The following is a 21,414-nucleotide window of genomic DNA, read 5'->3' on the forward strand; positions in this document are numbered from 1 at the left end:
CCGGGCCCCGGCGTCCGGGGTCGGGAACACGCGCGGTATGGGGTGCACGGGTGGGGTGCGAGCCCGGGCCCCGGCGTCCGGGGTCGGGAACACGCGCGGTATGGGGTGCACGGGTGGGGTGCGAGCCCGGGCCCCGGCGTCCGGGGTCGGGAACACGCGCGGTACGGGGTGCATGGGTCGGGTGCGAGCCCGAGCCCGGCACCCGGGGTCGAGAACACGCGCGGGTGCGGGTGGTGGCGGTCGGCGGAGTGCTGTGGCCGGCAGCGCGGGTCAAGCCGGGCGTAGCTCGCAGCAAGGACGAGGGTGGAGAAAGGAACGCGCAGCGAGAACGAGAACGAGGACGGGGCAAGCAAGCCGCGAGAACGCATTGAAGTCCAGCGCTGAGCCCAATGTCGGCCCGCTCGGAAGCCGGTTCCGCGAAGTCGTCCTCGACGGACCGGCCGGGCGCGGCGGTGGCCGTGGGTGCTCGTCGCGCCGGAGGTCGCCGCTCGGCGCCGCCCGGGGCGTGGCTGGGCCTGGCCTAGGCTGCCGTGATGGACTTCTCGGGGCAGCGCCTGGTCGATGCCGACTTCTCCGGCAGGACGTTCGACGGATCGGTCAGCTTCCAGCGTGCCGAGTTCGTCGGTGACGTCTCCTTCGCCGGTGCGCGGTTCACCGGACCGGCCGGGTTCGGCCGTGCGCGGTTCCGTGGCCGCGCCGACTTCGCCGGGGCCGAGTTCGCCGACGAGGCGTGGTTCGGCCGCGGTACCGAGACGTGGTGGGAGGACGACGAGCGCTGGGAGACCGGCCTGGTGCCGCCGCCGTGGGACGAGGCTTTGGACGGCCCCGACCCCGGCTGGCCGGTCGCGGTGCTGGTCGAGGACTACCAGGACTGGCAGGAGGGCGGCGACGGCGCCGTGTTCGCGGGGGACGTGACGTTCGCGGGCGCGCGCCTCGCCGGGCCGGCCTGGTTCTACAACGCCCGCTTCGGTGGCGCGGTCTCCTTCGCCGGGGCCGCGCTCGGCGGGCGCTTCCACCTGGACCACCCGGCCGCCGACCTGACCGGCGCGCACTGGACCGGCGACGGCACGGCGGGCACCGCGGTCTTCCCGCTCGGCTGGACGGCGCCCGAAGCCGGCGGCGAGGTGGTGCGGGACCCCTCGGCGGACCTGCGCTCCGAGCGCCCCGAGCTGCGCCAGTCGATCGTCACGGCCCTGTGCGCCCTGTTGCGGTCGCCGTCCCTGACCGACGAGGGCCGCCGGGACACCCAGCGCCTCCTGGTCGACCGTCTGCGCCGCTGGCCGGGCCTGATCGTGAACCTGTGCGCGGCGACGCTGGTGGACCTGGATCTGAGCGGGTGCTCGGCCGAGTACGCGGACTTCAGCGGCGCCCAGTTCCACGGCACGACCCGGTTCGCGGGCAGCGCCTTCAAGCGCGCGTCGTTCTCGCTGGGCGGGCCGTGGGGTCACGCGACGTTCCTGGGCGAGGCGGTGTTCGACGCCGAGCCGCCGCAGGACGCCGTCTTCCGGCCTTGACCGCTACGGCTACATGAGTAGAGTTAACGTCCGTGCAGCGTAACCGCCCCCCGTCGCCGCAGACGGTCGACGTTCTGCGGGCGCTGGCCGCCGAACCGGCCCGGTGGCGTTACGGCTACGACCTCGCCTCCGAGGTGCACCTCAAGTCGGGCTCGCTCTACCCGATCCTCGTCCGGCTGGCCGACCGTGGCCTGCTGGAGACGTCCTGGGAGCCGAGCGTCGGCAGTCGTCCGCCCCGGCACCTCTACCGCCTGACCGGCGCCGGCCGCGAGTTCGTGGCCGCCCTGACCGCCGAGCAGCGCGACCGCAGCATCGCCCGTCCCCGCCGTCGCCTGAGTGAGGCGTAGATGCCGTACTTCATCGTGTTCCTGGTGACCCCGGTCGCCGTGGCGATCGCCCTCTACCGCCGCGACCCGCGCCGCTTCCTGGACGGCCCGGACGAGGACGCGCCGCAGCGGCTGCTGAACTGGGCGGCCGGCCTGCTGTCGCCGCAGCGGGCGGAATGGGGCCGGGCCATGCTCGGCGAGCTCGGCGCGCTGGACGGCTGGTGGCGGCGGCTGCGCTTCGCGCTCGGCTGCGCCGGCGCCGCCCTGATCATGCCGCCCTGGGGCCGGGCCGCCGCCGCGCTCTGGGCCACGATCGGCGTCGCCGCGGCCAGCCTCGCCATCCACGCGGTCCTGCTCGTCGACTACGGGCTGGGAACCGGAGACTGGATCGCACTCGCGGTCGTCGGCCTCACCTGCGTCGGCTACCTGCTCGGCGCCAGCGCCCTGCTGCGCCGCCCCGGCGTCGCACTGCCCGGCGTGCTGGGCGGCGTCTTCGCGACCCTGGCGGTGCTGGGCCTGTCCGGGTTCACCGCCGCCGACCAGGTCACCTTCGTCCCGATCGGCTGGGAGCGGGGGATGATCGTGTTCGCCGTGCCCGCTGTCATCGGCGTCGCCGGCACCCTGTGGCGCCGCGATCCGGCGACGGGGCGGCGTATCGCCCGGCTGGCCGCCCTGAGCGGCGGGCTGCTCCAGCTGCTGTACGCCACCGTCGCCGTCGCCATCCTCGGCGGCGGCGGACCACCGGACGAGGACGGCGGCTTCACGATCCGCGGCACGGTCTCCGACCGCCTCGGCAACAACATCGTCCACCTCGCGGTGACGACGCTGATCATCGCGATGGTCGGCTGGGCGGCCGCCGCGCTGGCCGGTTCCGTGATGCGCCGCGTGTCCCCAGCGGCTGCCCCGGCACGGGACGCGTGAGCCTCATGGCACCGGACCGCCGCCGTGCCCTGCGCCGTGCCCTGCGCCGTGCCCTGCGCCTGGCCCTGCTGATCCTTGTCGTCGCGGTCCTGACCGCGCTCGCCGCGAGCCTCCTGCTGAGCGGCCGCTGAGTCGAGCGCTTCTGCGGTGGCGGGTCGGTGCCGCGGCAACTATGATGCATAGTGAGACCGGCGTCTTCCCCCGTGGATGCCGGTCTCTTCAACGTTTCGGCGCTGGTCCCGTTCAGCTGAGCGTGCCCTCGATCTTGCTGATGCGGCCCAGGTCGTCGAAGGACACGCGGATCGTGGTGCCCTCCGGGTGCTGGACGATCATCGAGTCCGCGGCCTCGTCGACGCGCCAGCTCTGCTGCTCGAAGAAGGATCTCGCCGTCGTGCGGTGGTCCAGGGGGAAGGCCGAGATCACCTGCTGCAGGACGGTCAGGGCCCGCTCCGGGCGCACCGGGGCCGACAGTTGCGCCGGGGTGCCCTCCAGGTGGAAGAAGACGGCGCCGCCGTCGTAGGGGCCCCGGTAGTACGGGCGGCCGGTGAGGCTGCCCGCCACGAGGGCCAGGCGGTGGCCGTCGGCCCGGGCGAGGGGGAAGCCGGGGGTCACGAACTCGGGGACCTGCTCGCCGGCGCCGTACTCCCGCAGCCACGTGCTCAGCCGCAGCAGGTCCGGCGGGATGTTGCTCGCCTCGTTGGCCCAGGCCCACAGCCATGTCTCGTCGCTGTGGCTCTCGCTGCCCAGCAGCTGGATGTCGTAGCGCAGGTCGGTGCCGAAGGTCGCCTGGCCCGTGGACAGGTCCAGCTGCCAGTCGCGTTCGCCGATGAGGTCGGCCAGGGCCAGCTGGTGGGCCATCCCGGTCGCGACGTGCTGGGCGAAGAGCTGCTCGAAGGTCGGCATCCGGCCAGTCTGCCAGCCGCTCGCGGGCCCCGCCCGGCGAGCGCGGGCGCGCGCCGCCAGGCCGACCGCGCCCCCGGCGGAGGGTGAGGCCACGGGAGTTACGGTCCGGACCACGGCGGACATCGCGGTAGCTCGCCGCTTTTGGATCTTGGGTTTTGCTTCGGTGCGGTTCGGGGGCGCCGATAGGTCGGGCATGGACGCGCTCCGGCGGACGCGGGTCGTCACGCGGCTGGTGGTCGGGTTCCTCGTCGTGTCGCTGTGCGTCGTCGCCATCTGGCTCTCGGCGATCTCGGCGGCGCGCGGCACCCGGGACACCGCCGTCCGGCTGTCGGCCTCACAGGCCCAGCTCGACGCCGCACAGCAGCTGAAGTTCCGTATCACCGACATCTCGGGGTGGCAGGTCGGCTACGCGTTCGACGTCGTGCGCGGGCAGCCCGGGGCCACGGACGACACGGCCGAGACGCGGGCCGCGTATCTGCAGGCGATGCGCGACTTCAGCACCGAGCTCGACGCGATGGCGAAGCTGCCGCTCTCGGCGGGCGACCGGGGCGTGGTGGAGGCCATCCGCGCCGCGTACGCCGACTTCGTCGCCATGGACGACCGCGTGGTCGCCGGCTACCGGGCCGGCACGCCCGCGCAGGTCAGCGCGGCCAATGAGCTGGTGGTCGGCGAGGGGCTCCAGGTGTACGCGAGGATCGCCGACGGCGTCGACGCGCTCCTGGCCTCGGCCAGGAAGCTCCAGGCGGCCGCGCACCAGGCCGCCGCCGCGCGCGCGAACCGGACGCAGCGCCTGGCCAACACGGTCGGCGTCATCGCCCTCGCGCTGTCGATCCTGCTCGCCGTCGCGCTCTCGTTGTCCGTCATCCGCCCGTTGCGCGCATTGCACGACCGGCTCGCGGACATCGCCGAGGGCGAGGGGGACCTCACCAAGAGGCTCACGGTCAGCGGGCACGACGAGTTCTCGGCCGTGAGCCGGGAGTTCAACACGTTCGTGGACAAGATCGCGGCAACGGTACGGGCGATCAGTGGCTCCGCCGCGACCGTCGCGGTCGCCAGCGAGCGGCTCACCGACACCTCCCGGCGCATCATGGCCAGCGCGCAGGAGACCTCGGCGCAGTCCGGGCTGATCGTCGCCGCCGCCGACGAGGTCTCCGGCAACGTGCACACCGTGGCCACCGGCGCCGAGCAGATGAGCGCGTCGATTCAGCAGATCGCCGATACGGCCGCCGAGGCCGCCCGCGTCGGCGGGCAGACGACCGAGCTCACGCAGTCCGCGTTCGACCTCATCGGGCGGCTCTCCGGCTCCAGCGCGCAGATCGGCGACGTGGTCAAGGTGATCACCGACATCGCCGGGCAGACCAACCTGCTCGCGCTCAACGCGACCATCGAGGCGGCCCGCGCGGGCGAGGCCGGCAAGGGGTTCGCCGTCGTGGCCAACGAGGTCAAGGAGCTGGCCCAGGAGACCGGCCGCGCCACCGGGGACATCGCCGCCAAGGTCGCCAGCATCCAGGCCGACACGACCGCCGCGACGGAGGCGATCAACCGGATCGTCGAGGTCACCGGGAGGCTCGGGGACTACCAGACGACGATCGCGGCCGCCGTCGAGGAGCAGACCGCGACCACCGACGAGATGAGCCGCAACATCGCGCAGGCGGCCGCCGGCTCGGCCGACATCGCCGCGAACATCGCCGGCATCTCCGACGCGGCGCGGGTGACCACCGACGGGGTGCACGACACCCGCACGGCTGTCGAGGAGCTCTCGGACATGAGCCGTGAGCTGCGCGTGCTCGTGGGCCAGTTCCGGGTCTGATAGCACGCTTCGCCCCGGCCCGCGACCCCGTCCACAAGCACCCCGCCGTCCACAGATCCGGCTCCCGCGCCCAGCGCGCCGACCCCCGTTTCGCGCACGCTCTCTCCCGACACCGCAAGGGAAAACGTGGAGGGAGCAAGACCGTGTTCGAGACCATGGTCACCGTCGTCGGCAACGTGCTCAATGCGCCGGACTGCCGCCGGCTCGTGGACAACCAGACGCTGGTCACGAGCTTCAAGGTGGCGTCGACGTCGCGGCGCCTCGACCGGGCCGACGGCCGCTGGATCGACGGGGACAGCCTGCGGGTGCGGGTGAACTGCTGGCGGCAGCTCGCCGAGAACGTGGCGCGCAGCGTGCAGGTGGGCGATCCGGTGATCGTGACCGGCCGGCTGTACAGCCGCGACTGGGAGACCGAGGACCACGTGCGCCGGGTGAGCTACGAGCTCGACGCGCAGGCCGTGGGCCACGACCTCTCGCGCGGGCGAGCCAGGTTCGCCCGCATCCGGCCGCACACCGCGACCAGCACGATCGACGACGAGCTCGGCGACGCGCGCATCGGCGAGGCCCCGACGGTCCCGGCCGGCGAGATCAACGGCCTGCCGCGCCGCCAGGCCTTCGACCCCGACCTCGGCGGCGTCGTGACGCTGGTCGAGGACGGCGACCCGTTCGCGGAGGAGATCCTGGCCTCGCTGGCCGCGACCGACGACCTCGCCGCGGCCTTCGAGACCCCGGCCCCCGGCTCCGCCACCGAGCCCGACGACGACTCCGACGACGACTCCGACGAGGACTCGAACGACGACTCGGACGTGGAGCTGGACGTGGAGGAAGCGGCCGAGCCTGGTCCCGGCCCGCGGACGCGGCGCAAGCCGCGCACCCGGGTGCCCGTGGGCGTCTGAGGACCGGGCGGCAGGCCGGCGCCGAGGGTTTCCCCGCCCACGGCGCCGGCCCGCCGTCTACCCGGTTGCTCCAGGAACCGGCGGCGTGCTGTTCTTAGGCAGGTCTTCAGCACGGTCACGGGGGATGACGGTAGCCTGTGCGACGACATGCGCTCGTAGCTCAGTGGATAGAGCAGGGGACTTCTAATCCCAAGGTCGTAGGTTCGAGTCCTACCGGGCGCACCACGCTTCACCAGTAACCGAGTCAATCTCGTCGGGATCGCCGAGGGCCTGGTCCATCTGTCCGGCAGCCTCTTGCTGTAGAGCAGGCAGGACTGGCCGTACCGGAGAAACGTTCGGGCTGACCCTTGTTCGCTTCAAGAGCAGCTGAAATGCAAGTCCTTGACTTCACCACACGGCGGGCCGATCGGCGACCCGACCGCTCGCTTTACGTCCGGCGTCACCGGTCTTTTGAGATCAGCGCGACCATACCGGGCGGCTAGCCCTGCGTACGCCGACGCTGGTCAGCATCTCGGATCGCGTGCCGGACCGCCAAGCGGATCACCCAGTAGAGGATCGCAAGACCAAGGGCGTAAATGATGAGAATCGGCAGCAGTCCGGCACCAGACATCATGACAGCGAACGATACGCTCGCGTGCGACCGGACCGTCCGGCCGCACGGCAAGTTCTGGCCCCCGGGTTGCTTGAACGAGCTGAAGTCGCCGGCCGAACCGACAGCAACGACGACAGCAGCCGCCGCACGGCGACGTCCGTCACCAGCGTCGGGCGGACGCGCCAGGCGGTACTCGGCTATCTGGTTCCGTCACAGGCGTGATCCTGTCATCGGGTTCGGCGAGCGCGAGCAGCCCCGTCGGCGCCGTTGACGCGAGCCGGGCGTGCGTCGGCGCCAAGCCTAGGTGCAGGAGGGGCGGCCGCCGGACGAGCACAGGCGGTGGATGAGCGCGTACCGGTCCGGCGGCAGGCCCGGGCGGTGCACCACCGTCAGCGGGCCGAAACCGTGTGCGCGCGGCAAGGCGATCGGCAAGGGGCCCGAGAGCACCACGCCCTCCAGGTGCGGCCAGGAGGCGAAGACGCGCTCCAGGCCGGGGACCGCCGTGTCGTCCAGGTCCGGGAAGGCGCCGTCGTCCTCGATCCAGACCCAGACCGACGGGGCCGTGCGGGTCTGTTTCGCCTTGAGCTCGATCGCCCGGACGAGGCGTCGGCTGGTGCCGGTACTGCTGCCGCCTCTGTTGAATCCGCGCAGCTCCAGCAGCACGTCGCCGAGGCGGAGGTCGCCGACCGGGGGTTCGAGCACCGGGCGGACCCCGGCCAGCAGGGCCTGCGCCGCGAGCTGGGCCTGCAGGCGGCCGTGGCGCTGCTCGTCGCGGCTCGGGTTGCGCGCCAGGTGCTCGCGCAGGCGGGCGATGCCCTCCACGTGGTGTGCGGCGAGGAAGCGAAGCGCATCCATGAAAGGTTCTCCGCGATCGCGCTGACAAATGCTGACAAGCCGGGCGGCCGCTTGCCCGCCGGGGCGGGTGGGACGCAGCTTCCGGATCGAAGCGTTTCACACTCCGAGCGAGAGGTCCGCCGCCATGCCCCAGAGTTCAGTGCGCCGCGCCGCCGGTGCGTTCGCACTGCTCGTCGCGGCCGGCGCGTTGTCCAGCCTGCCACTGGCCAGCGCCTACGCCGATCCCGCCCCCACCAACGTCACCGTCAACACCCGCGCCGGCCTGGCCACCGTCGCCGATACCGCGCTCGGCGTGAACCACGCGATCTGGGACTCGGAGCTCGGCACGACCGCCGTGTCCGACCTGCTCGGCGCGGCCGGCGTGGGCATGGTGCGCTACCCCGGCGGCTCGTACGCCGACATCTACCACTGGCAGACCCACACCGCGCCGGGCGGGTACGTCGCCCCGAACACGGACTTCGACACGTTCATGGCCGGCGCCCGGCGCATCGGCGCCCAGCCCATGATCATCGCGAACTACGGCACCGGCACCGCGCAGGAGGCGGCGGACTGGGTGCGGTACGCGAACATCACCAAGGGCTACCACGCGAACTACTGGACGATCGGCAACGAGAACTACGGCAACGGCCACTATGGCACCGCCTGGGAGGCCGACGACCACGCGGACAAGAGCCCGAAGCAGTACGCCGAGGAGGTCGTCGCGTACTCGAAGGCGATGAAGGCCGTCGACCCGAACATCAAGGTCGGCGCGGTGCTCACGACCCCGGCCAACTGGCCCGACGCGCTCGTCGGCGCGGGCGACGCGGGCTCGTGGAACCAGGTGGTGCTGTCGATCGCAGGGGCGTCCATCGACTTCGTGGACCTGCACTGGTACCCGGGCGGCAACGGCGAGGCGGACTCGCTGACCAAGCCGGGCCAGATCGACGACATCATGTACATGGTGCGCGACCAGCTCACCCGGTACGCGGGCGCGAACCCGGGCCGGATCGGCATCAGCCTCACCGAGACCAACGTCGGCTTCGGGCAGAACACCCAGCCCGGCGCGCTGTTCCTGGCCCAGACCTACAGCGGCATGCTCGAGAACGGCGTCTTCACCGTCGACTGGTGGGACGTGCACAACGGCATCGGCACCGTCTCGACCGTCGCCGGTCAGACCGACTACGGCGACCTCGGCATGCTCTCGAGCGGCAACTGCAACGCCGACAACACCGTGTGCGAGCCCGCGAAGAACACCCCGTTCGCGCCGTACCACGCGCTGAAGCTCATGCACTCCTTCGCGCACCCGGGCGACCAGCTCATCCGGGCCGGCACCGACAACCCGCTGGTCGCCGCGCACGCCGCGCGCCGGGCCAACGGCGACCTCACGGTGCTGCTGGTGAACATGGACCCGGCGAACAGCCATGCGGTGAAGATCGTCTACGACGGGTACACCCCCTCCTCGGCGGCGCCGACGGTCGAGTCGCTGCTCAACGGCGCCGGCGGCATCACCAGCGCGCAGTCCGGCACCGCGGTCGCGCAGACCCTGGCGCCGTACTCGCTGGCCGTGCTCACCCTGCACCCGGCGACGTCCCAGGCGAACGCCCCGAAGGCGCCGGCCCGCCCGTCGGCGAGCGCGATCACCGACCGCACGGCGACGCTCACGTGGCCGGCCTCGCAGGCGGGCGTGAAGTACGAGGTGTACCGCCAGGTCGGCGCGCGCTCCGAGCAGCTCGGCGAGACGACGTCGACGACGTTCACCGCGGGCAACCTGACGCCGGGCACGCGGTACACCGTGAACATCGTGGCCCGCGACGGCTCGGGCCGCGCGAGCTGGTCCTCACCGCCGCTGACGTTCGCCACGGGCTCCCCGGCGACGAGCACCTGCGGCATCCGGTTCGCGGACACCAACGACTGGGGCAACGGGTACGTCGGGAGCATCGACATCACCAACACCGGTACCGCCGCCATCAGCAACTGGACGCTGACCTTCACGTGGCCGACGGGCTGGCAGAGCCTGAGCAGCGGCTGGAACGGCACCTGGACCCAGACGGGCGCGACGGTCCGCGTGACCCCGGCCGACTTCAACAGGGACCTGGCCCCCGGCGCATCGACCAGCGTGGGCTTCGTCGGCGCCTACAACGGCCCGAACATCCCGCCGGCGGCGTTCACGCTCAACGGCAACGTCTGCTCGGTCGGATAGCCACATTTTTCCAGCATTTCAGAGCTACCGCGATGTCCGCCGGGGTCCGGACCGTTACTCCCGTGGCCTCACCCTCCGCGGGTGGTGACGGTCAACCTGGCGGCGGGTTCACGCGCCAGTGCGGTGTCCACCAACCTTTGCCGGGTCCGCGACACATCCGGACGAGCGCTTGGCGGTCACTGCATTAGCTTCGGTCCGGCGGTCGCCGTGTTGGGCGACCGCCGGACCCGTAGCGGTTCGCGGGTTCGTCTGTGCGCGAGCCGGCCTGTCGTGAGCGCCGGGCCCATCGTCCTCAGCGCCGGGCGGCCACACCGTCAAGCAGCAGCACGTCGGAGGCGTCGCGGTGCGAGCCGTCGGTCCCGACGTGCCGGTCCGAGATCTGCGCCCCGTGCTTGATCACGTGCACGAGCGCCATCGCGTGCCCCCGCCCGACCCCGTAGTCCTCCTTGAGCCACTCGATGACGGCCCCCGCCTTGACCTGCGGCCCGTCGAACCCCTTCTCCGCCGCGACGGCGAGCAGCGCCCGCGGCGTCATCCCGGTCCTGCTCTCCAGCGCGTCGATGTAGGCCTGGAACGACATGATCACTACTCCCTAGCGTTGGCTCCTGCCTTGCAACCACGCGTCGAACTCACCCCGCCGCTTTCGACAGCCGCGCCGAACTTTTTTCCGACGCGCCCGTACTGTGTCGGCATGGACGAGCGCCGCCTGGACGACACCCGCAACGCCATCGGAGTCCTGACCCTGCTCTTCCAAGCCCCGCAGGACACCGCGACGAGAAGCGGCTACCTGCAGCAGATGATCGGCGACGAGGACGCGGTCGCGGACGTGGGCCGCGCCTTCACCGGCATGACGAACCTGGCCGCCCTGATCCTGCTGGACCACGCACGCCAGACCGGCGAGCCGGCGACCGACGTCCTGCGCCGCATCGCCACAGATTTGGCCGGGTGAGCCGCCCGGTTTCGGACTCCACCCGACCGTGAGCCGCACGGAACCAGCCGCTACCTGACGGTGAGCCCGGCCCGAACTCGGCCGGCGCGGCATCCTTGAGCAGGAACCCGGCGGCCCCCACCGCGACCACGTTCTCATCGCGGCGGCGCGCTGCCGTGCGCGTCGAGGCCGTGCAGCGCGCGTCTACCGCGCCCCCGGCTTCTTCGGCGCCGACGAGCCCGGCCCGCTGCGATCGCCGTTTCGCCGTGGCTACCGCGGCTCGTGCTGCGGGGCTGTCGCCGCTTACAGTCCCCCGGTCGCGGCTCGGAAGCTCACCACTCGCCGCGGGCCGAGTCGCACCCCTCGCCACGCGCCGAGGCTCGCCACGCGCCGAGGCTCGCCACGCGCCGAGGCTCGGAGGCTCGCCACTCGCCGCGGCCCGACGCTCGCCACTCGCCGCGCGGCGCCCGGAAGCTCGCCACTCGCCGCGGCCCAGAAGCTCGCCACTAGTCGCGGCCCGACGCTCGCCAGTCGTCGCGGCCCGGGTGTCCTCGCTGCGGTTGGGCTGCAGTTGCCGCGGCCCAGAAACCTTCGTGGTGGTCTCTAGAACCCGGCGGTCTCGGAGAATGCGGCCTCGGGCGTACGCGTCTGATTGGGCACGAACGTTTCCCAGATACCTCGCCGCCGAACCAGCATCTTGCGCGAGAGCAGGTGCCGATCGCCGGCGAAGAAGATGCGGTCGACGGCGCGCTGGACCTTGGCGAGGCCGGGCGGCGAGTGGGAGCCGGTCACGATGACCACGTCCCGCGCGGGTACGCCGACGACCAACTCACCGGGCACCGAGCGCTCGAGGCTCGCCCACAACCCCTCGGCGAGCAGGAGGCTGGAGGCGATGCCCTCGAAGTTGAGCATGAGCGCCGGTGGCTGTCCGTGGACACCAACGGCACCGAGTCGTGCGTCGAGGTTGTGGGCGGCCTGGCGGCGCAGCATTCGGCGGGGAAGCTCCATGCGTTGCAGATCGGCCCACGTGACGAGACGCTGGCCGAATGGTGGGCCGTAGCTGTAGCCGACTCCCAGGCCGCCCATGAACTCATCGAGCACGGGCGCGTGCACATCGTCGCGACGGAAGTCGCGAAGCGGTGCGAGTACGGGCAGGAGCACGAGCTGCACGAGTGCAAGGTAAGACCATGCCGGAAGTGAGACAAGCTCTTGTTTTTGCGCCATGTGCTTGCTAGCTGTGCGCGCCCAGGACGAACGCCCAGTTGACACCACTCAGATGTGTCCATATTCACCTCCGTAGCTGCCGTGCGGCTTGATAACGGTTCGGAATCGTCGGCTCACTTCGGGCTCAAGCTGCCGCGGAGAGCCCCTCCCGTTCCAGGTGTAGACCCGGCTGAGTCGCTCCGCTGCCCGCCCCGATCCTGATCTATGGCGCCCGCTGGTCTGTTCTTGGCTGGACGCCGGCCCGGTGCGGCTCGACGTCGGCCCGGACCGCCGCTCACGATCCGCGACGTTGGATGCGCTCGGTCGGTTCGATTGCGCTGTGCAGCGCCTTTCTGGTTCGTGCTGCGCCCGCTGGTCCGCGCCGTGTTGTGCTGCATCGCGCTGCGCCCGCTGCATCGCGCTGCGCCCGCTGGTCCGCGCCGCGCCCGCTGGTCCGCGCCGTGTTGTGCTGCATCGCGCTGCGCCGCGTCGTGCCGGGCGCACGCGGTGTGCCGGGCCGCGCGGCGTCGCCGCGCCGCGGTGTGCTGCGGTGCGGATTGCTGCGGTGCGGTTGAGAGGTGCGGCGCCGGGCTGGGATCAGGGCGCCGGGTGGCGGGTGGGTTTTCGGCGGCGGCGGCGGTGGGCGAGGGTCAGGCGCGTGGCCGCGGCCAGGGCCACCGCGGCGGTGCCGACGGCGACCGTGAGGGTTGCGGCTCGGCGCACGTCGGACGACGTCGGGGGCTCGCCGTCGCCCAGGTGAGGGCGCTCCTCGACGCGCGAGCCGTAGACGTTGCGGCCGCCCAGGCGCACGCCCAGGGCGCCGGCCGCGGCCGACTCGCACTGGCCCGAGTTGGGGCTCGGGTGATGGGAGCCGTCACGCAGCCAGGTGCGCAGGGCGCGGGACGGGCTGCCGCCGACGAGAGGGGCGGCGGCGACCGTGAGGGCGGCGGTCACGCGAGAGGGGATGAGGTTCGCGGCGTCGTCGAGGCGGGCACTGGCGGTACCGAATCTGGCATATCGCTCTGAACGGTGACCCACCATGGCGTCGAGGGTGTTCACGGCCCGGTATCCGACGATGCCGGGCACTCCGGCGATCGCGGCCCAGAAGAGCGGGGCGACGACGGCGTCGGACGTGTTCTCCGCCAGGGACTCGACGGTGGCCCGGGCCAGTTCCGGCGGGCCGAGGCCTGACGGGTCGCGGCCGCACAGGTTTGGCAGCTGCTCCCGCGCGGCGGGCAGATCGCCGGTGGCCAGCTTGGCGGCCATGACCCGGCCTTCGCGGGCGAGGCTGGTGCCGCCGAGAGCGGACCAGGTGGCGGCGGCGACGAGGGCGGTGCGGGCCAGCGGGCGGTTCCGGGTCAGGCGGGCGGCGGCGGCCGCGGCCAGGACCGGCACGCCGACCGCGACGGCGGTGAACCGCGCGCCCGCCCAGCGGTTGCGGGCGTAGAGCCGCCGCTCGAGGGCGCCGGCGAAGCGGCCGAAGCCGGCCACCGGGTGCCAGCGGCGCGGGTCGCCGAAGACCGCGTCGAGTGCGGCGCCGAGCGCGATCCCGGCCGCGTCGGCCCTTGCGCCTGCCAAGAGTTTCATGCCGCGACCGTACCGGGAGGCTCTGACACTTTTTCGGAGTCGGCGCGGGGGAGTTGCTTAGTGAAGTTTTTCGACTACTGAAGGTGATGGGGCGAAATTTGTGTCGTACCCGCGGGTGAGAATGGGCGACGTGGAAGGCAAGGGTGGTCTGCTCGTCGCGGGAACGACGTCGGATGCGGGCAAGAGTCTGCTGACGGCCGGGATCTGTCGGTGGCTGCATCGGCAAGGGGTCAACGTCGCGCCGTTCAAGGCGCAGAACATGTCGAACAACTCGGCGGTGGCGATCGAGCCGGACGGCACCGGCGGCGAGATCGGGCGCGCGCAGGCATTACAGGCGGCCGCGTGCGGGCTGGCGCCGAGCGTGCGGTTCAATCCGGTGCTGCTCAAGCCCGGCTCGGACCGGCGCAGTCAGGTCATCGTGCTGGGGCAGGCGGTCGGGCACATCGGCGCGGCGAACTACGCGGAGATCAAGGACCGGCTCCGCGCGACGGTGCTGGAGACGCTCGACGACCTGCGGCGGCGCCACGACGTGGTGATCTGCGAGGGGGCCGGCAGCCCGGCGGAGATCAACCTGCGGGCGATGGACCTGGCGAACATGGGGCTCGCGAGGGCCGCGGACCTGCCGGTGATCGTCGTCGGGGACATCGACCGGGGCGGGGTGTTCGCGGCACTGTTCGGGACGGTCGCGCTGCTCGACGCCGAGGACCAGGCGCTGGTGAGCGGGTTCGTCATCAACAAGTTCCGGGGCGACGCCGGCCTCTTGCGGCCGGGTGTGGAGTCGCTGACCGCACTCACCGGGCGGCCGACGCTCGGGGTGCTGCCCTGGTCCTACGACCTGTGGCTGGATGCCGAGGACTCGCTGGCGTACGACGGGCGGGTGCTGGGCCGCCCGGCCCCGGCGCGGGGGACACAGTGGTTACGGGTGGCGGTGATCCGGCTGCCGCGCCTGTCGAACGCGACGGATGCCGAGGCCCTGGCGTGCGAACCCGGGGTGCAGGTGCGGCTGACGGTGGAGGCGGCCGATCTGGCCGATGTCGACCTGGTGGTCGTGCCCGGCAGCAAGTCCACTGTGGACGATCTGGACTGGCTGCGGGAACGGGGGCTGGCCGACGCGATCGTCCGGCACGCCAAGGCGGGGCGGCCGGTGCTGGGGATCTGCGGCGGGTTCCAGATGCTGGCCGAGCGCATCGACGACGAGGTGGAGAGCCGGCGCGGCAGCGCCCCGGGGCTCGGGCTGCTGCCGGTGGACATCGCGTTCGCCGAGCGCAAGACCCTGGCGCTGCCGAGTGGGACGGCGTTCGAGGGGGTGCCGGTGCGGGGGTACGAGATCCATCACGGGCAGGTCACCCGCAACGACGGGCCGCCGCTGATCCGGCTGCCGGACGGGACCGGGGAGGGGATCGTGGCCGGGAATGTGTTCGGGACGCACTGGCACGGCGCGTTCGAGTCGGACGGGTTCCGGCGGGCGTTTCTGGCGGAGGCGGCTCGGCTGGCCGGGCGGCACGGGTTCGAGGCGGCGCCGGACACGTCGTTCGCGGCGCTACGGGAGCGGACCGTGGACGTGCTGGGGGACCTCGTGGAGGAGCATCTCGACACCGATGCGCTCTGGCGGTTGATCGAGGGTGGGGCGCCCGAGGGGCTGCCGACGATCTCGGTGGGGCTGCGATGAGCCGGGCGACTGCGCAACGGTCCCGACGCCACAGGGTGCCGATGCTCTTGGCCGGGTCGCGATGAGTCGGGCGGTCAGGCAGCGTTCTTCGGCGTCAATGGCGGGCGACGTGGTCGAGGACGGGGGAGTGATGCCGAGGACGTATCAGGCGCTGGCGGAGTCGGTGCTGAGCCGGCCGGCTCGGTTGGGGGCCGTCCGCGTCGTGGGGGTCGACGGGCGGGCCGGGTCCGGGAAGACCACGTTCGCCGGGCGGCTGGCTCGGGCGCTCGGGGAGGGCCGGGGGAACGGCGACGGGATCGAGCGCACGGCGCGGCGGGTGACGGTGCTGCACACCGATGACTTCCTGGACGGGTGGGCGAAGCTGCTCGCCTGGCAGCCGCGGATGCGGGAATGGGTCCTCGAACCGCTGGGGCGGGGGGAGGCGGGGGCTTATCGGCGGTACGACTGGGGGATGGAGCGGCTCGGGGACGAATGGACGCCGGTCGAGCCGCCGGATGTGCTCGTGGTCGAGGGGGTGGGCAGCGGGTCGGTGGCGATGCGGCCGTTCCTGACGCTGGGAGTGCTGGTCAAGGCGCCTCGGGGGCTTCGGCTGCGGCGCGGGCTGGAGCGCGACGGCGAGGGGTTGCGGGCCGAGTGGGAGCGCTGGATGGCCGCCGAGGACGAGCACTTCGCCGGGGATGCGACCGAAATGGCCATGGATGTACTGGTCGACGGGGCGCCGGAGGAGGGCCACGATCCCGAAAATGAGTACATCGCCGTCCCGAGCGGGTGGACGGCCCGCGCAACACTGGAGGACGATCCGGAGAGCAGGCCGGACGGGGAGGAGCAGAGCGAATGAGCACTGACGAGGCGCAGAGCGGAAATCCTCCGGCGCGGCGGCGGGTGGTGCTGACCGGGATCAGCTCCCGGGCCTGGGAGCATCCGGCGGACCGGGGCGCACTGGTGGCGCTGCGTGAGCTGCGCGGATTCGACGACGTGCTCAAGTCGCTGCACGCACTGTGGAACGAGCGGGCATGGCGGCTGCAGTTCCTCGGCAACGCGATCCGGGTCGACCACCGGCAGTATCCGCGGGTGCACCGGCTGCTCGCCGAGGCGGCGGCCTCGCTGGACCTGGCCGAGCTGCCGGAGCTGTTCGTGCAGCAGGACCGGTCCATCAACGGCATGTGTATCGGCATGTCGAAGCCGTTCATCGTGGTGAACTCGGGCTCCGTGGAACTGCTCGACGACGACGAGCTGCGCTGCATGCTCGGCCACGAGCTCGGGCATCTGGTGAGCGGGCACGCGGTGTACCGGACGATGGTCATGATCCTGACGGACTGGGCGGTCCGGCTGGCCTGGCTGCCGGTCGGGTCGATGGTGCTGCGGGCGATCGTCGCGGCGCTGATGGAGTGGTGGCGCAAGGCCGAGCTCTCCGCCGACCGCGCGGGGCTGCTCGCCTGCCAGGACCCGGCCGCCTCGTTGCGGCTGGCGATGAAGCTCGCCGGCGGCGGGGACCTGTCCGAGGTCGACACGACGGCGTTCCTGGAGCAGGCGGCCGAGTTCGACCGGGCCGGGGACCTGCGCGACAGCCTGATCAAGATCCGGATGGTCACCGCACGGTCGCACCCGATGCCCGTCGCGCGGGCGGCCGAGGTGCGGGCCTGGATCGACAGCGGGGAGTACCAGCGGATTCTGTCCGGCGACTACCCGCGGCGCGAGGACGACGGGAACGCGTCGGTGAGCGAGGAGATCAAGGCGGCGGCGGCCTCGTATCGGCAGGCGTTCAGCCGATCGCAGGACCCGCTGGTGTCGCTGCTGCGCAAGCTCGGGGACGGTGCGGCGGACGTCGGCGGCTGGGTCGGCGCCGGGGCCGGGCGCATGCGGGGCTGGATGCGGGGCGACGGCTCGGACGGAGGGGACACCAGGACGGCCGAGTCGTAGGGCGGCCGAGTCGTAGGCCCGCCGAGTCGTAGGACGGTCGGGCGTTGGTCGGGCGCATCCGGCGGAACTTGACGTCACCGGGTGTTCCGGCCAATGGCCAGGCAACCCGATGCCGCTGCAGGCGTCCCCCGTATCCGCACCCTCACACAGCGGGGGACTCGAGCGGCACCGGCGGGGCTGTGGGTTCTGCGATGCCGTGATGCGCCGGGTGGCCCGTGGTTCGCGCTGGCGGACTTCGTCAACCGGCGACGGTGCCTGCCGGAGAGGAGCCGGGTGCCGGTGTCGGCGATGTCGGCGTCGAGGTCATCGTGTTTGGAGAGCGGCGCTCGACGTGGAGTGTTCGGTGCGGGAGCGCACCGGGCGGTCCTCGTGCGTGGAGAGCGGCGCTCGACGCGGTTTGTCCGGTGCGTGAGTGACCGGGCGGTCCTTGTATGCGGAGAGCAGTGCCCGGCGTGGTGTGTTCGGTGCGCGAGTGCACCGGGCGGTCGTCGCGCGTGCACAGCAGTGCCCGGCGTGGTGTGTTCGGTGCGCGAGTACACCGCGCGGTCCTCGTGTGAGGAGAGCGGGCCTGGTCGGTGGGCTGCGGCGTCAGTGCGATGATCTCGGCGGATCGTCAGCTCCGCGGGCTGCGTATCCGGTGCATGAGCGCACTGGGCGGTCCTCGCCCACGAAGAAGGCGTTGGAGTGAGGGCTCACCGGCGGATGGGTGCCGGGAGCGGGTGACGGGCCGGTAAGCGCGAGCGTGCTGGATCCGCCGTGGCGAGCTTTGATAGGACGCCTGCGGGGTGGGTGGTCGCCCGCGCGATCGAGGCTCGGGTTCGTTCGATGCCCGGTCCGCTGATCTTGGCTTGCGCGGGGGTTTCGGGGTGGGAGGCAGGGATTCGCGAAGCCGGGGCGGCGGGGGCGGCTGTGGGCGGTGGGCAGTAAGTTCTCCATATGACAGTGCGAACCGAGGAAGAGCTTCGCGCCGCGATCCGGCGGGAGATGCCGGGTGTGCGCGCCGATCTGGAGGCGCTCGTCCGGATTCCCGGCATTGCGTTTGCCGGATTCGACCACAGCCACGTCGAGCGCTCGGCCGAGGCCGTTGCGGAGTTGCTGCGTGGGGTCGGGCTGCCCGATGTGCGGATCGTACGCAAGGGTGGGCAGCCGGCGGTCATCGGACGCAAGCCGGCGCCGGCCGGGGCGCCTACCGTGCTGTTGTACGCGCATCACGACGTGCAGCCCGTCGGGGATCTCGGGCAGTGGAAGAGCGACCCGTTCGAGCCGGTGGAGCGGGACGGGCGCCTCTACGGACGCGGGGTCGCCGACGACAAGGCCGGGGTCATGGCGCATGTCGCGGCGCTGCGCGCGTTCGGGGACGACCTGCCCGTCGGGGTGGTGGTGTTCATCGAGGGCGAGGAGGAGTACGGGTCCGAGTCGCTCGAGGACCTGCTCCGCGAGTATCGCGACGATATCGCCGCCGACGTCATCGTGATCGCGGACTCCGGCAACTGGGCCGTCGGCCAGCCGGCGCTCACGACCGGGCTGCGCGGGATCGTCAACGGCTTCGTGGAAGTACAAGTGCTGGAAAATGCTGTGCACAGTGGGATGTTCGGCGGTGCGGTGCCCGATGCGCTCATCTCGCTGTCGCGCCTCATCGCCAGCCTGCACGACGACGCCGGGGACGTGGCCGTCGAAGGACTGCTGCGCACGCACTCGGCGCCGCTCGACTATCCCGAGGAGCGCTTCCGCGAGGAGGCGGGCATGCTCGAAGGGGTGCAGTTCATCGGTACCGGCCGACTGGTCGAACGGCTCTGGACGCGCCCGTCGATCTCGATTCTCGGCATCGACGCGCCGGCCACGTCGGGCGCGCCGAACGCGTTGATCCCGCGGGCGAAGGCGAAGTTCAGCGTGCGGATCGCGCCCGGGGATTCGGCGCAACAAGTGTACGAGGCCGTCACCGACCACCTCCGCAAGCACGCGCCCTGGGGTGCCCGCGTGACCGTCGAGCTCGAGCAGCTCGGCGAGCCGTGCTCGATCGATGCGACCGGACCCGCGTACGACGCGGCGCGCGAGGCGTTCGCGGCCGCGTGGGACGGGGCGGAGCCAGTCGACATGGGGATCGGGGGTTCGATTCCCTTCATCGCCACGTTCCAGGAGCTCTTCCCGAAGGCCGCGATCCTCGTGACCGGCGTCGAGGACCCGGACACGATCGCGCACGGGCCGAACGAGAGCCTGCACCTCGCCGAGTTCGAGCGCGTGTGCATCGCCGAGGCGCTGCTGCTGTCGAAGGTTGCTCGACTGGCCGCCTGAACCTGTGTTGCGAAATGCCCGGCTCGGCATCGAGTCGGGCATTTCGTTTCAATAGCTCCCATCCCCCGTCAGGGTATAAATCCGAAAAGTCCGATCACGAAGTGTCGGACTTTTCGCGGGGCGGTGGGAGCGCAACGTCGGCAGCGCACCCGCGTGGGGCATGCCGTCGAAGCGCCCCCCAGGAGATGCCCTGCCCGTCCACGGGTTCAGTTGGCCGGAGGTGCATCCGGTTTCCGCCCGGGTGCAGGACTCGTCCTAAGGCGCCAGATTAAGCCCGAAATGCGAGGTTTGTTGCGCGGGTGCGGGGGCGCTTATGGCTGAGGTGTTCGCGAGAGGTGCCCGGCTCGGGAGAAGGGGTGCCCCATCGAGGCCCTCGAAGAGGAATGAGGAATACGGCCGAGGACGGTGGGATGGGGTCGGTCGCGAAGGTTGAGCGAGGTGCGGCGGCGGGGTGCGGCTGGCCGGTGGCGATGCATCCCCGCGCCGCCACGTGAGCATCCGGCGCTTCCCTCCAGCGGCGGCGGGGTGCGGCTGGTCGGTGGTGATGCGCCGGCGTGACGTGCTACTGGGCCGCTGACTCCAGGCCGTTCACCTGGACGACCACCGACTCGGCGGCGGCCACGGCCTCGGCGGCTGCCATGACCTCGATGGCGGCCAAGGGCTCGACCGCGGCCAGGGTCTCCATCGCCGAGCGGCGGCAGATGCGCTGGCGGCGAGGAGCTGCGGCCTCGGGCCCGGGGGAAGCGTTGCGGCGGCGGAGGCGGTTCACCAGGCCCAGCGGCTGAGCGGCCGGGCGCTGTGTGCCCCGCGTGACCTGGGCGGGCACCTCGGCGGCGGGCTCGTCGGGCGCGGCTCCAGCGGCGGTTTGGCCGAGGGCGAGGAGAACGGCGGGCTCGTCGAGCGCGGCTCCGGCGGCGGTTTGGCCGAGGGCGAGGAGAGCGCCGGGCTCGTGGAGCGCGGCTCCGGCGGCGGGTCGGCCGAGGGCGATGAGAGCGGCGGGCTCGCCCAGAGTGGTGACCGCGGCCGGAGCGGCGGTCGCGGGCTGGGGAAGGAGGGCCGGCTCGGTGATGACCTTGCCCTTGTTCAGGCGGCCGGCCAGGCCCAGCAGCGGTGCGCCGGCCACGAAGAGCAGGGTCGCGGCGGCGATCAGCAGCAGTGGCAGCCAGGACGAGTCGGCCATGGCCTCGCCGCCGAAGTGGCCGAGCAGGGCGCCGTAGGTGGCCCAGAGCGTGCCCGCCACCACGTCGTACGTGGCGAAGCGGCGGGTCGAGACGCCGTTGCGGCCCGCGTAGAGGGCGGTCACCATGCGGCCCGCGGGCACGAAGCGGCAGAAGAGGACCGCGAGGAAGACGTGGCGCTGCATCGCCTCGTTCAGCCTTGCGGTGACCTTGGCGGCGCGGCGGGGCAGTTCGCGGCGGCGGCGTTCGCCCCGGCGGGCGAGGCGGCGGCCGACCGCGAAGGCCAGCAGGTCGCCCGCGATGACGCCGGCGGCGCCGGAGAGGACCAGGAGCAGCAGCTGCACGTGGCCGGAGGCGGAGAGGATGCCGCCGCCGATCATGAGGGCCTGGGCGGGCACGACGGGAATGAAGGCGTCGATGGTCAGCAGGACGAGAACCGTGGCGTAGAGCACGCCCGGTGCGGACACCAGGTCCAGCACCGCGCTCACCATTCCGGACTCGCCATGGCCCGCCCCTTTACCCCGCGTGAAAGATCCCCCGTTGACCATGGCAACACGGCTGCACCCCACTGCATGCCCAACTGACCACGATTGTGTCCCGCATCTCCTTTGAAATGGCTGAGAACACGCATACCCGCAGGT

At 72.0% G+C, this 21,414-nt stretch carries 18 protein-coding genes and 1 tRNA gene; 13 read left to right on the forward strand and 6 right to left on the reverse strand.

The features are described from left to right. Nucleotides 1-533: 533 nt before the first annotated feature. From ACQP2P_RS05590 to ACQP2P_RS05605, 4 genes are read left to right on the forward strand one after another with little or no spacing between them, the layout of a single operon-like run. Nucleotides 534-1,514 carry a pentapeptide repeat-containing protein gene (locus ACQP2P_RS05590; RefSeq protein ID WP_433613864.1) on the forward strand — a complete coding sequence of 327 codons (981 nt, stop codon included), beginning with the start codon at nucleotides 534-536 and terminating at the stop codon, nucleotides 1,512-1,514. A 32-nt stretch (nucleotides 1,515-1,546) separates the two neighbouring features. Then, nucleotides 1,547-1,861: a PadR family transcriptional regulator gene (locus tag ACQP2P_RS05595; protein WP_433613865.1), complete on the forward strand. Its 315-nt coding sequence runs from the start codon at nucleotides 1,547-1,549 to the stop codon at nucleotides 1,859-1,861. Continuing rightward, nucleotides 1,862-2,761 (forward strand): hypothetical protein, encoded by a 900-nt coding sequence (locus ACQP2P_RS05600; RefSeq protein WP_433613866.1) that lies wholly within the window; start codon nucleotides 1,862-1,864, stop codon nucleotides 2,759-2,761. Next, nucleotides 2,758-2,892: a hypothetical protein gene (locus tag ACQP2P_RS05605; protein WP_433613867.1), complete on the forward strand. Its 135-nt coding sequence runs from the start codon at nucleotides 2,758-2,760 to the stop codon at nucleotides 2,890-2,892. The genes ACQP2P_RS05600 and ACQP2P_RS05605 overlap by 4 nt, the downstream gene beginning before the upstream one ends. Before the next feature lie 112 nt (nucleotides 2,893-3,004). On the opposite strand, the gene ACQP2P_RS05610 is transcribed toward ACQP2P_RS05605, so the two are convergent. After that, nucleotides 3,005-3,664, reverse strand: a complete 660-nt coding sequence (locus ACQP2P_RS05610) for a DUF6882 domain-containing protein (RefSeq protein ID WP_433613868.1) — start codon at nucleotides 3,662-3,664, stop codon at nucleotides 3,005-3,007. Nucleotides 3,665-3,857: 193 nt separating this feature from the next. Between ACQP2P_RS05610 and ACQP2P_RS05615 the strand changes: the two genes are divergently transcribed. From ACQP2P_RS05615 to ACQP2P_RS05625, 3 genes are all read left to right on the forward strand, one after another. Beyond that, nucleotides 3,858-5,474 carry a methyl-accepting chemotaxis protein gene (locus tag ACQP2P_RS05615; protein WP_433613869.1) on the forward strand — a complete coding sequence of 539 codons (1,617 nt, stop codon included), beginning with the start codon at nucleotides 3,858-3,860 and terminating at the stop codon, nucleotides 5,472-5,474. A gap of 143 nt (nucleotides 5,475-5,617) precedes the next feature. Further along, complete coding sequence (locus ACQP2P_RS05620) at nucleotides 5,618-6,370, forward strand: single-stranded DNA-binding protein (RefSeq protein WP_433613870.1); 753 nt, start codon at nucleotides 5,618-5,620, stop codon at nucleotides 6,368-6,370. A gap of 149 nt (nucleotides 6,371-6,519) precedes the next feature. Continuing rightward, nucleotides 6,520-6,595: transfer RNA gene (locus ACQP2P_RS05625), tRNA-Arg, on the forward strand. 667 nt (nucleotides 6,596-7,262) lie between these two features. On the opposite strand, the gene ACQP2P_RS05630 is transcribed toward ACQP2P_RS05625, so the two are convergent. Further along, on the reverse strand, nucleotides 7,263-7,817 hold the full coding sequence (locus ACQP2P_RS05630; protein WP_433613871.1) for a hypothetical protein: 555 nt from the start codon (nucleotides 7,815-7,817) through the stop codon (nucleotides 7,263-7,265). Nucleotides 7,818-7,941: 124 nt separating this feature from the next. Here ACQP2P_RS05630 and ACQP2P_RS05635 point away from each other — a divergent pair, with 124 nt between their 5' ends. Continuing rightward, on the forward strand, nucleotides 7,942-9,996 hold the full coding sequence (locus ACQP2P_RS05635) for a cellulose binding domain-containing protein (RefSeq protein ID WP_433613872.1): 2,055 nt from the start codon (nucleotides 7,942-7,944) through the stop codon (nucleotides 9,994-9,996). A 292-nt stretch (nucleotides 9,997-10,288) separates the two neighbouring features. Here the strand turns inward: ACQP2P_RS05635 and ACQP2P_RS05640 are convergent, their stop codons facing one another. Continuing rightward, on the reverse strand, nucleotides 10,289-10,576 hold the full coding sequence (locus ACQP2P_RS05640) for a DUF4287 domain-containing protein (protein ID WP_433613873.1): 288 nt from the start codon (nucleotides 10,574-10,576) through the stop codon (nucleotides 10,289-10,291). Between the two features lie 111 nt (nucleotides 10,577-10,687). Here ACQP2P_RS05640 and ACQP2P_RS05645 point away from each other — a divergent pair, with 111 nt between their 5' ends. After that, nucleotides 10,688-10,945: a hypothetical protein gene (locus ACQP2P_RS05645; protein ID WP_433613874.1), complete on the forward strand. Its 258-nt coding sequence runs from the start codon at nucleotides 10,688-10,690 to the stop codon at nucleotides 10,943-10,945. Nucleotides 10,946-11,527: 582 nt separating this feature from the next. Here the strand turns inward: ACQP2P_RS05645 and ACQP2P_RS05650 are convergent. Beyond that, nucleotides 11,528-12,094 carry a hypothetical protein gene (locus ACQP2P_RS05650; RefSeq protein WP_433613875.1) on the reverse strand — a complete coding sequence of 189 codons (567 nt, stop codon included), beginning with the start codon at nucleotides 12,092-12,094 and terminating at the stop codon, nucleotides 11,528-11,530. Between the two features lie 630 nt (nucleotides 12,095-12,724). Then, nucleotides 12,725-13,714 carry a cobalamin biosynthesis protein gene (locus ACQP2P_RS05655; protein WP_433613876.1) on the reverse strand — a complete coding sequence of 330 codons (990 nt, stop codon included), beginning with the start codon at nucleotides 13,712-13,714 and terminating at the stop codon, nucleotides 12,725-12,727. Nucleotides 13,715-13,844: 130 nt separating this feature from the next. Between ACQP2P_RS05655 and ACQP2P_RS05660 the strand changes: the two genes are divergently transcribed. From ACQP2P_RS05660 to ACQP2P_RS05675, 4 genes are all read left to right on the forward strand, one after another. Further along, nucleotides 13,845-15,383 (forward strand): cobyric acid synthase, encoded by a 1,539-nt coding sequence (locus ACQP2P_RS05660; RefSeq protein ID WP_433613877.1) that lies wholly within the window; start codon nucleotides 13,845-13,847, stop codon nucleotides 15,381-15,383. A gap of 130 nt (nucleotides 15,384-15,513) precedes the next feature. Beyond that, a complete protein-coding gene (locus ACQP2P_RS05665) occupies nucleotides 15,514-16,221 on the forward strand; it encodes a uridine kinase family protein (RefSeq protein WP_433613878.1) in 708 nt (235 codons plus the stop codon). After that, entirely contained in the window at nucleotides 16,218-17,303 is a 1,086-nt protein-coding gene (locus ACQP2P_RS05670) for a M48 family metallopeptidase (protein WP_350616341.1), read from the forward strand. Before ACQP2P_RS05665 ends, ACQP2P_RS05670 begins: the two co-directional genes overlap by 4 nt. A 936-nt stretch (nucleotides 17,304-18,239) precedes the next feature. Next, nucleotides 18,240-19,595 (forward strand): dipeptidase, encoded by a 1,356-nt coding sequence (locus ACQP2P_RS05675; RefSeq protein WP_433613879.1) that lies wholly within the window; start codon nucleotides 18,240-18,242, stop codon nucleotides 19,593-19,595. Nucleotides 19,596-20,157: 562 nt separating this feature from the next. On the opposite strand, the gene ACQP2P_RS05680 is transcribed toward ACQP2P_RS05675, so the two are convergent. After that, nucleotides 20,158-21,252 (reverse strand): DedA family protein, encoded by a 1,095-nt coding sequence (locus ACQP2P_RS05680; RefSeq protein ID WP_433613880.1) that lies wholly within the window; start codon nucleotides 21,250-21,252, stop codon nucleotides 20,158-20,160. Nucleotides 21,253-21,414 lie beyond the last annotated feature (162 nt).

Origin of the sequence: Dactylosporangium sp. CA-139114 (assembly GCF_050955725.1) — a bacterium.
Lineage (GTDB): Bacteria > Actinomycetota > Actinomycetes > Mycobacteriales > Micromonosporaceae > Dactylosporangium.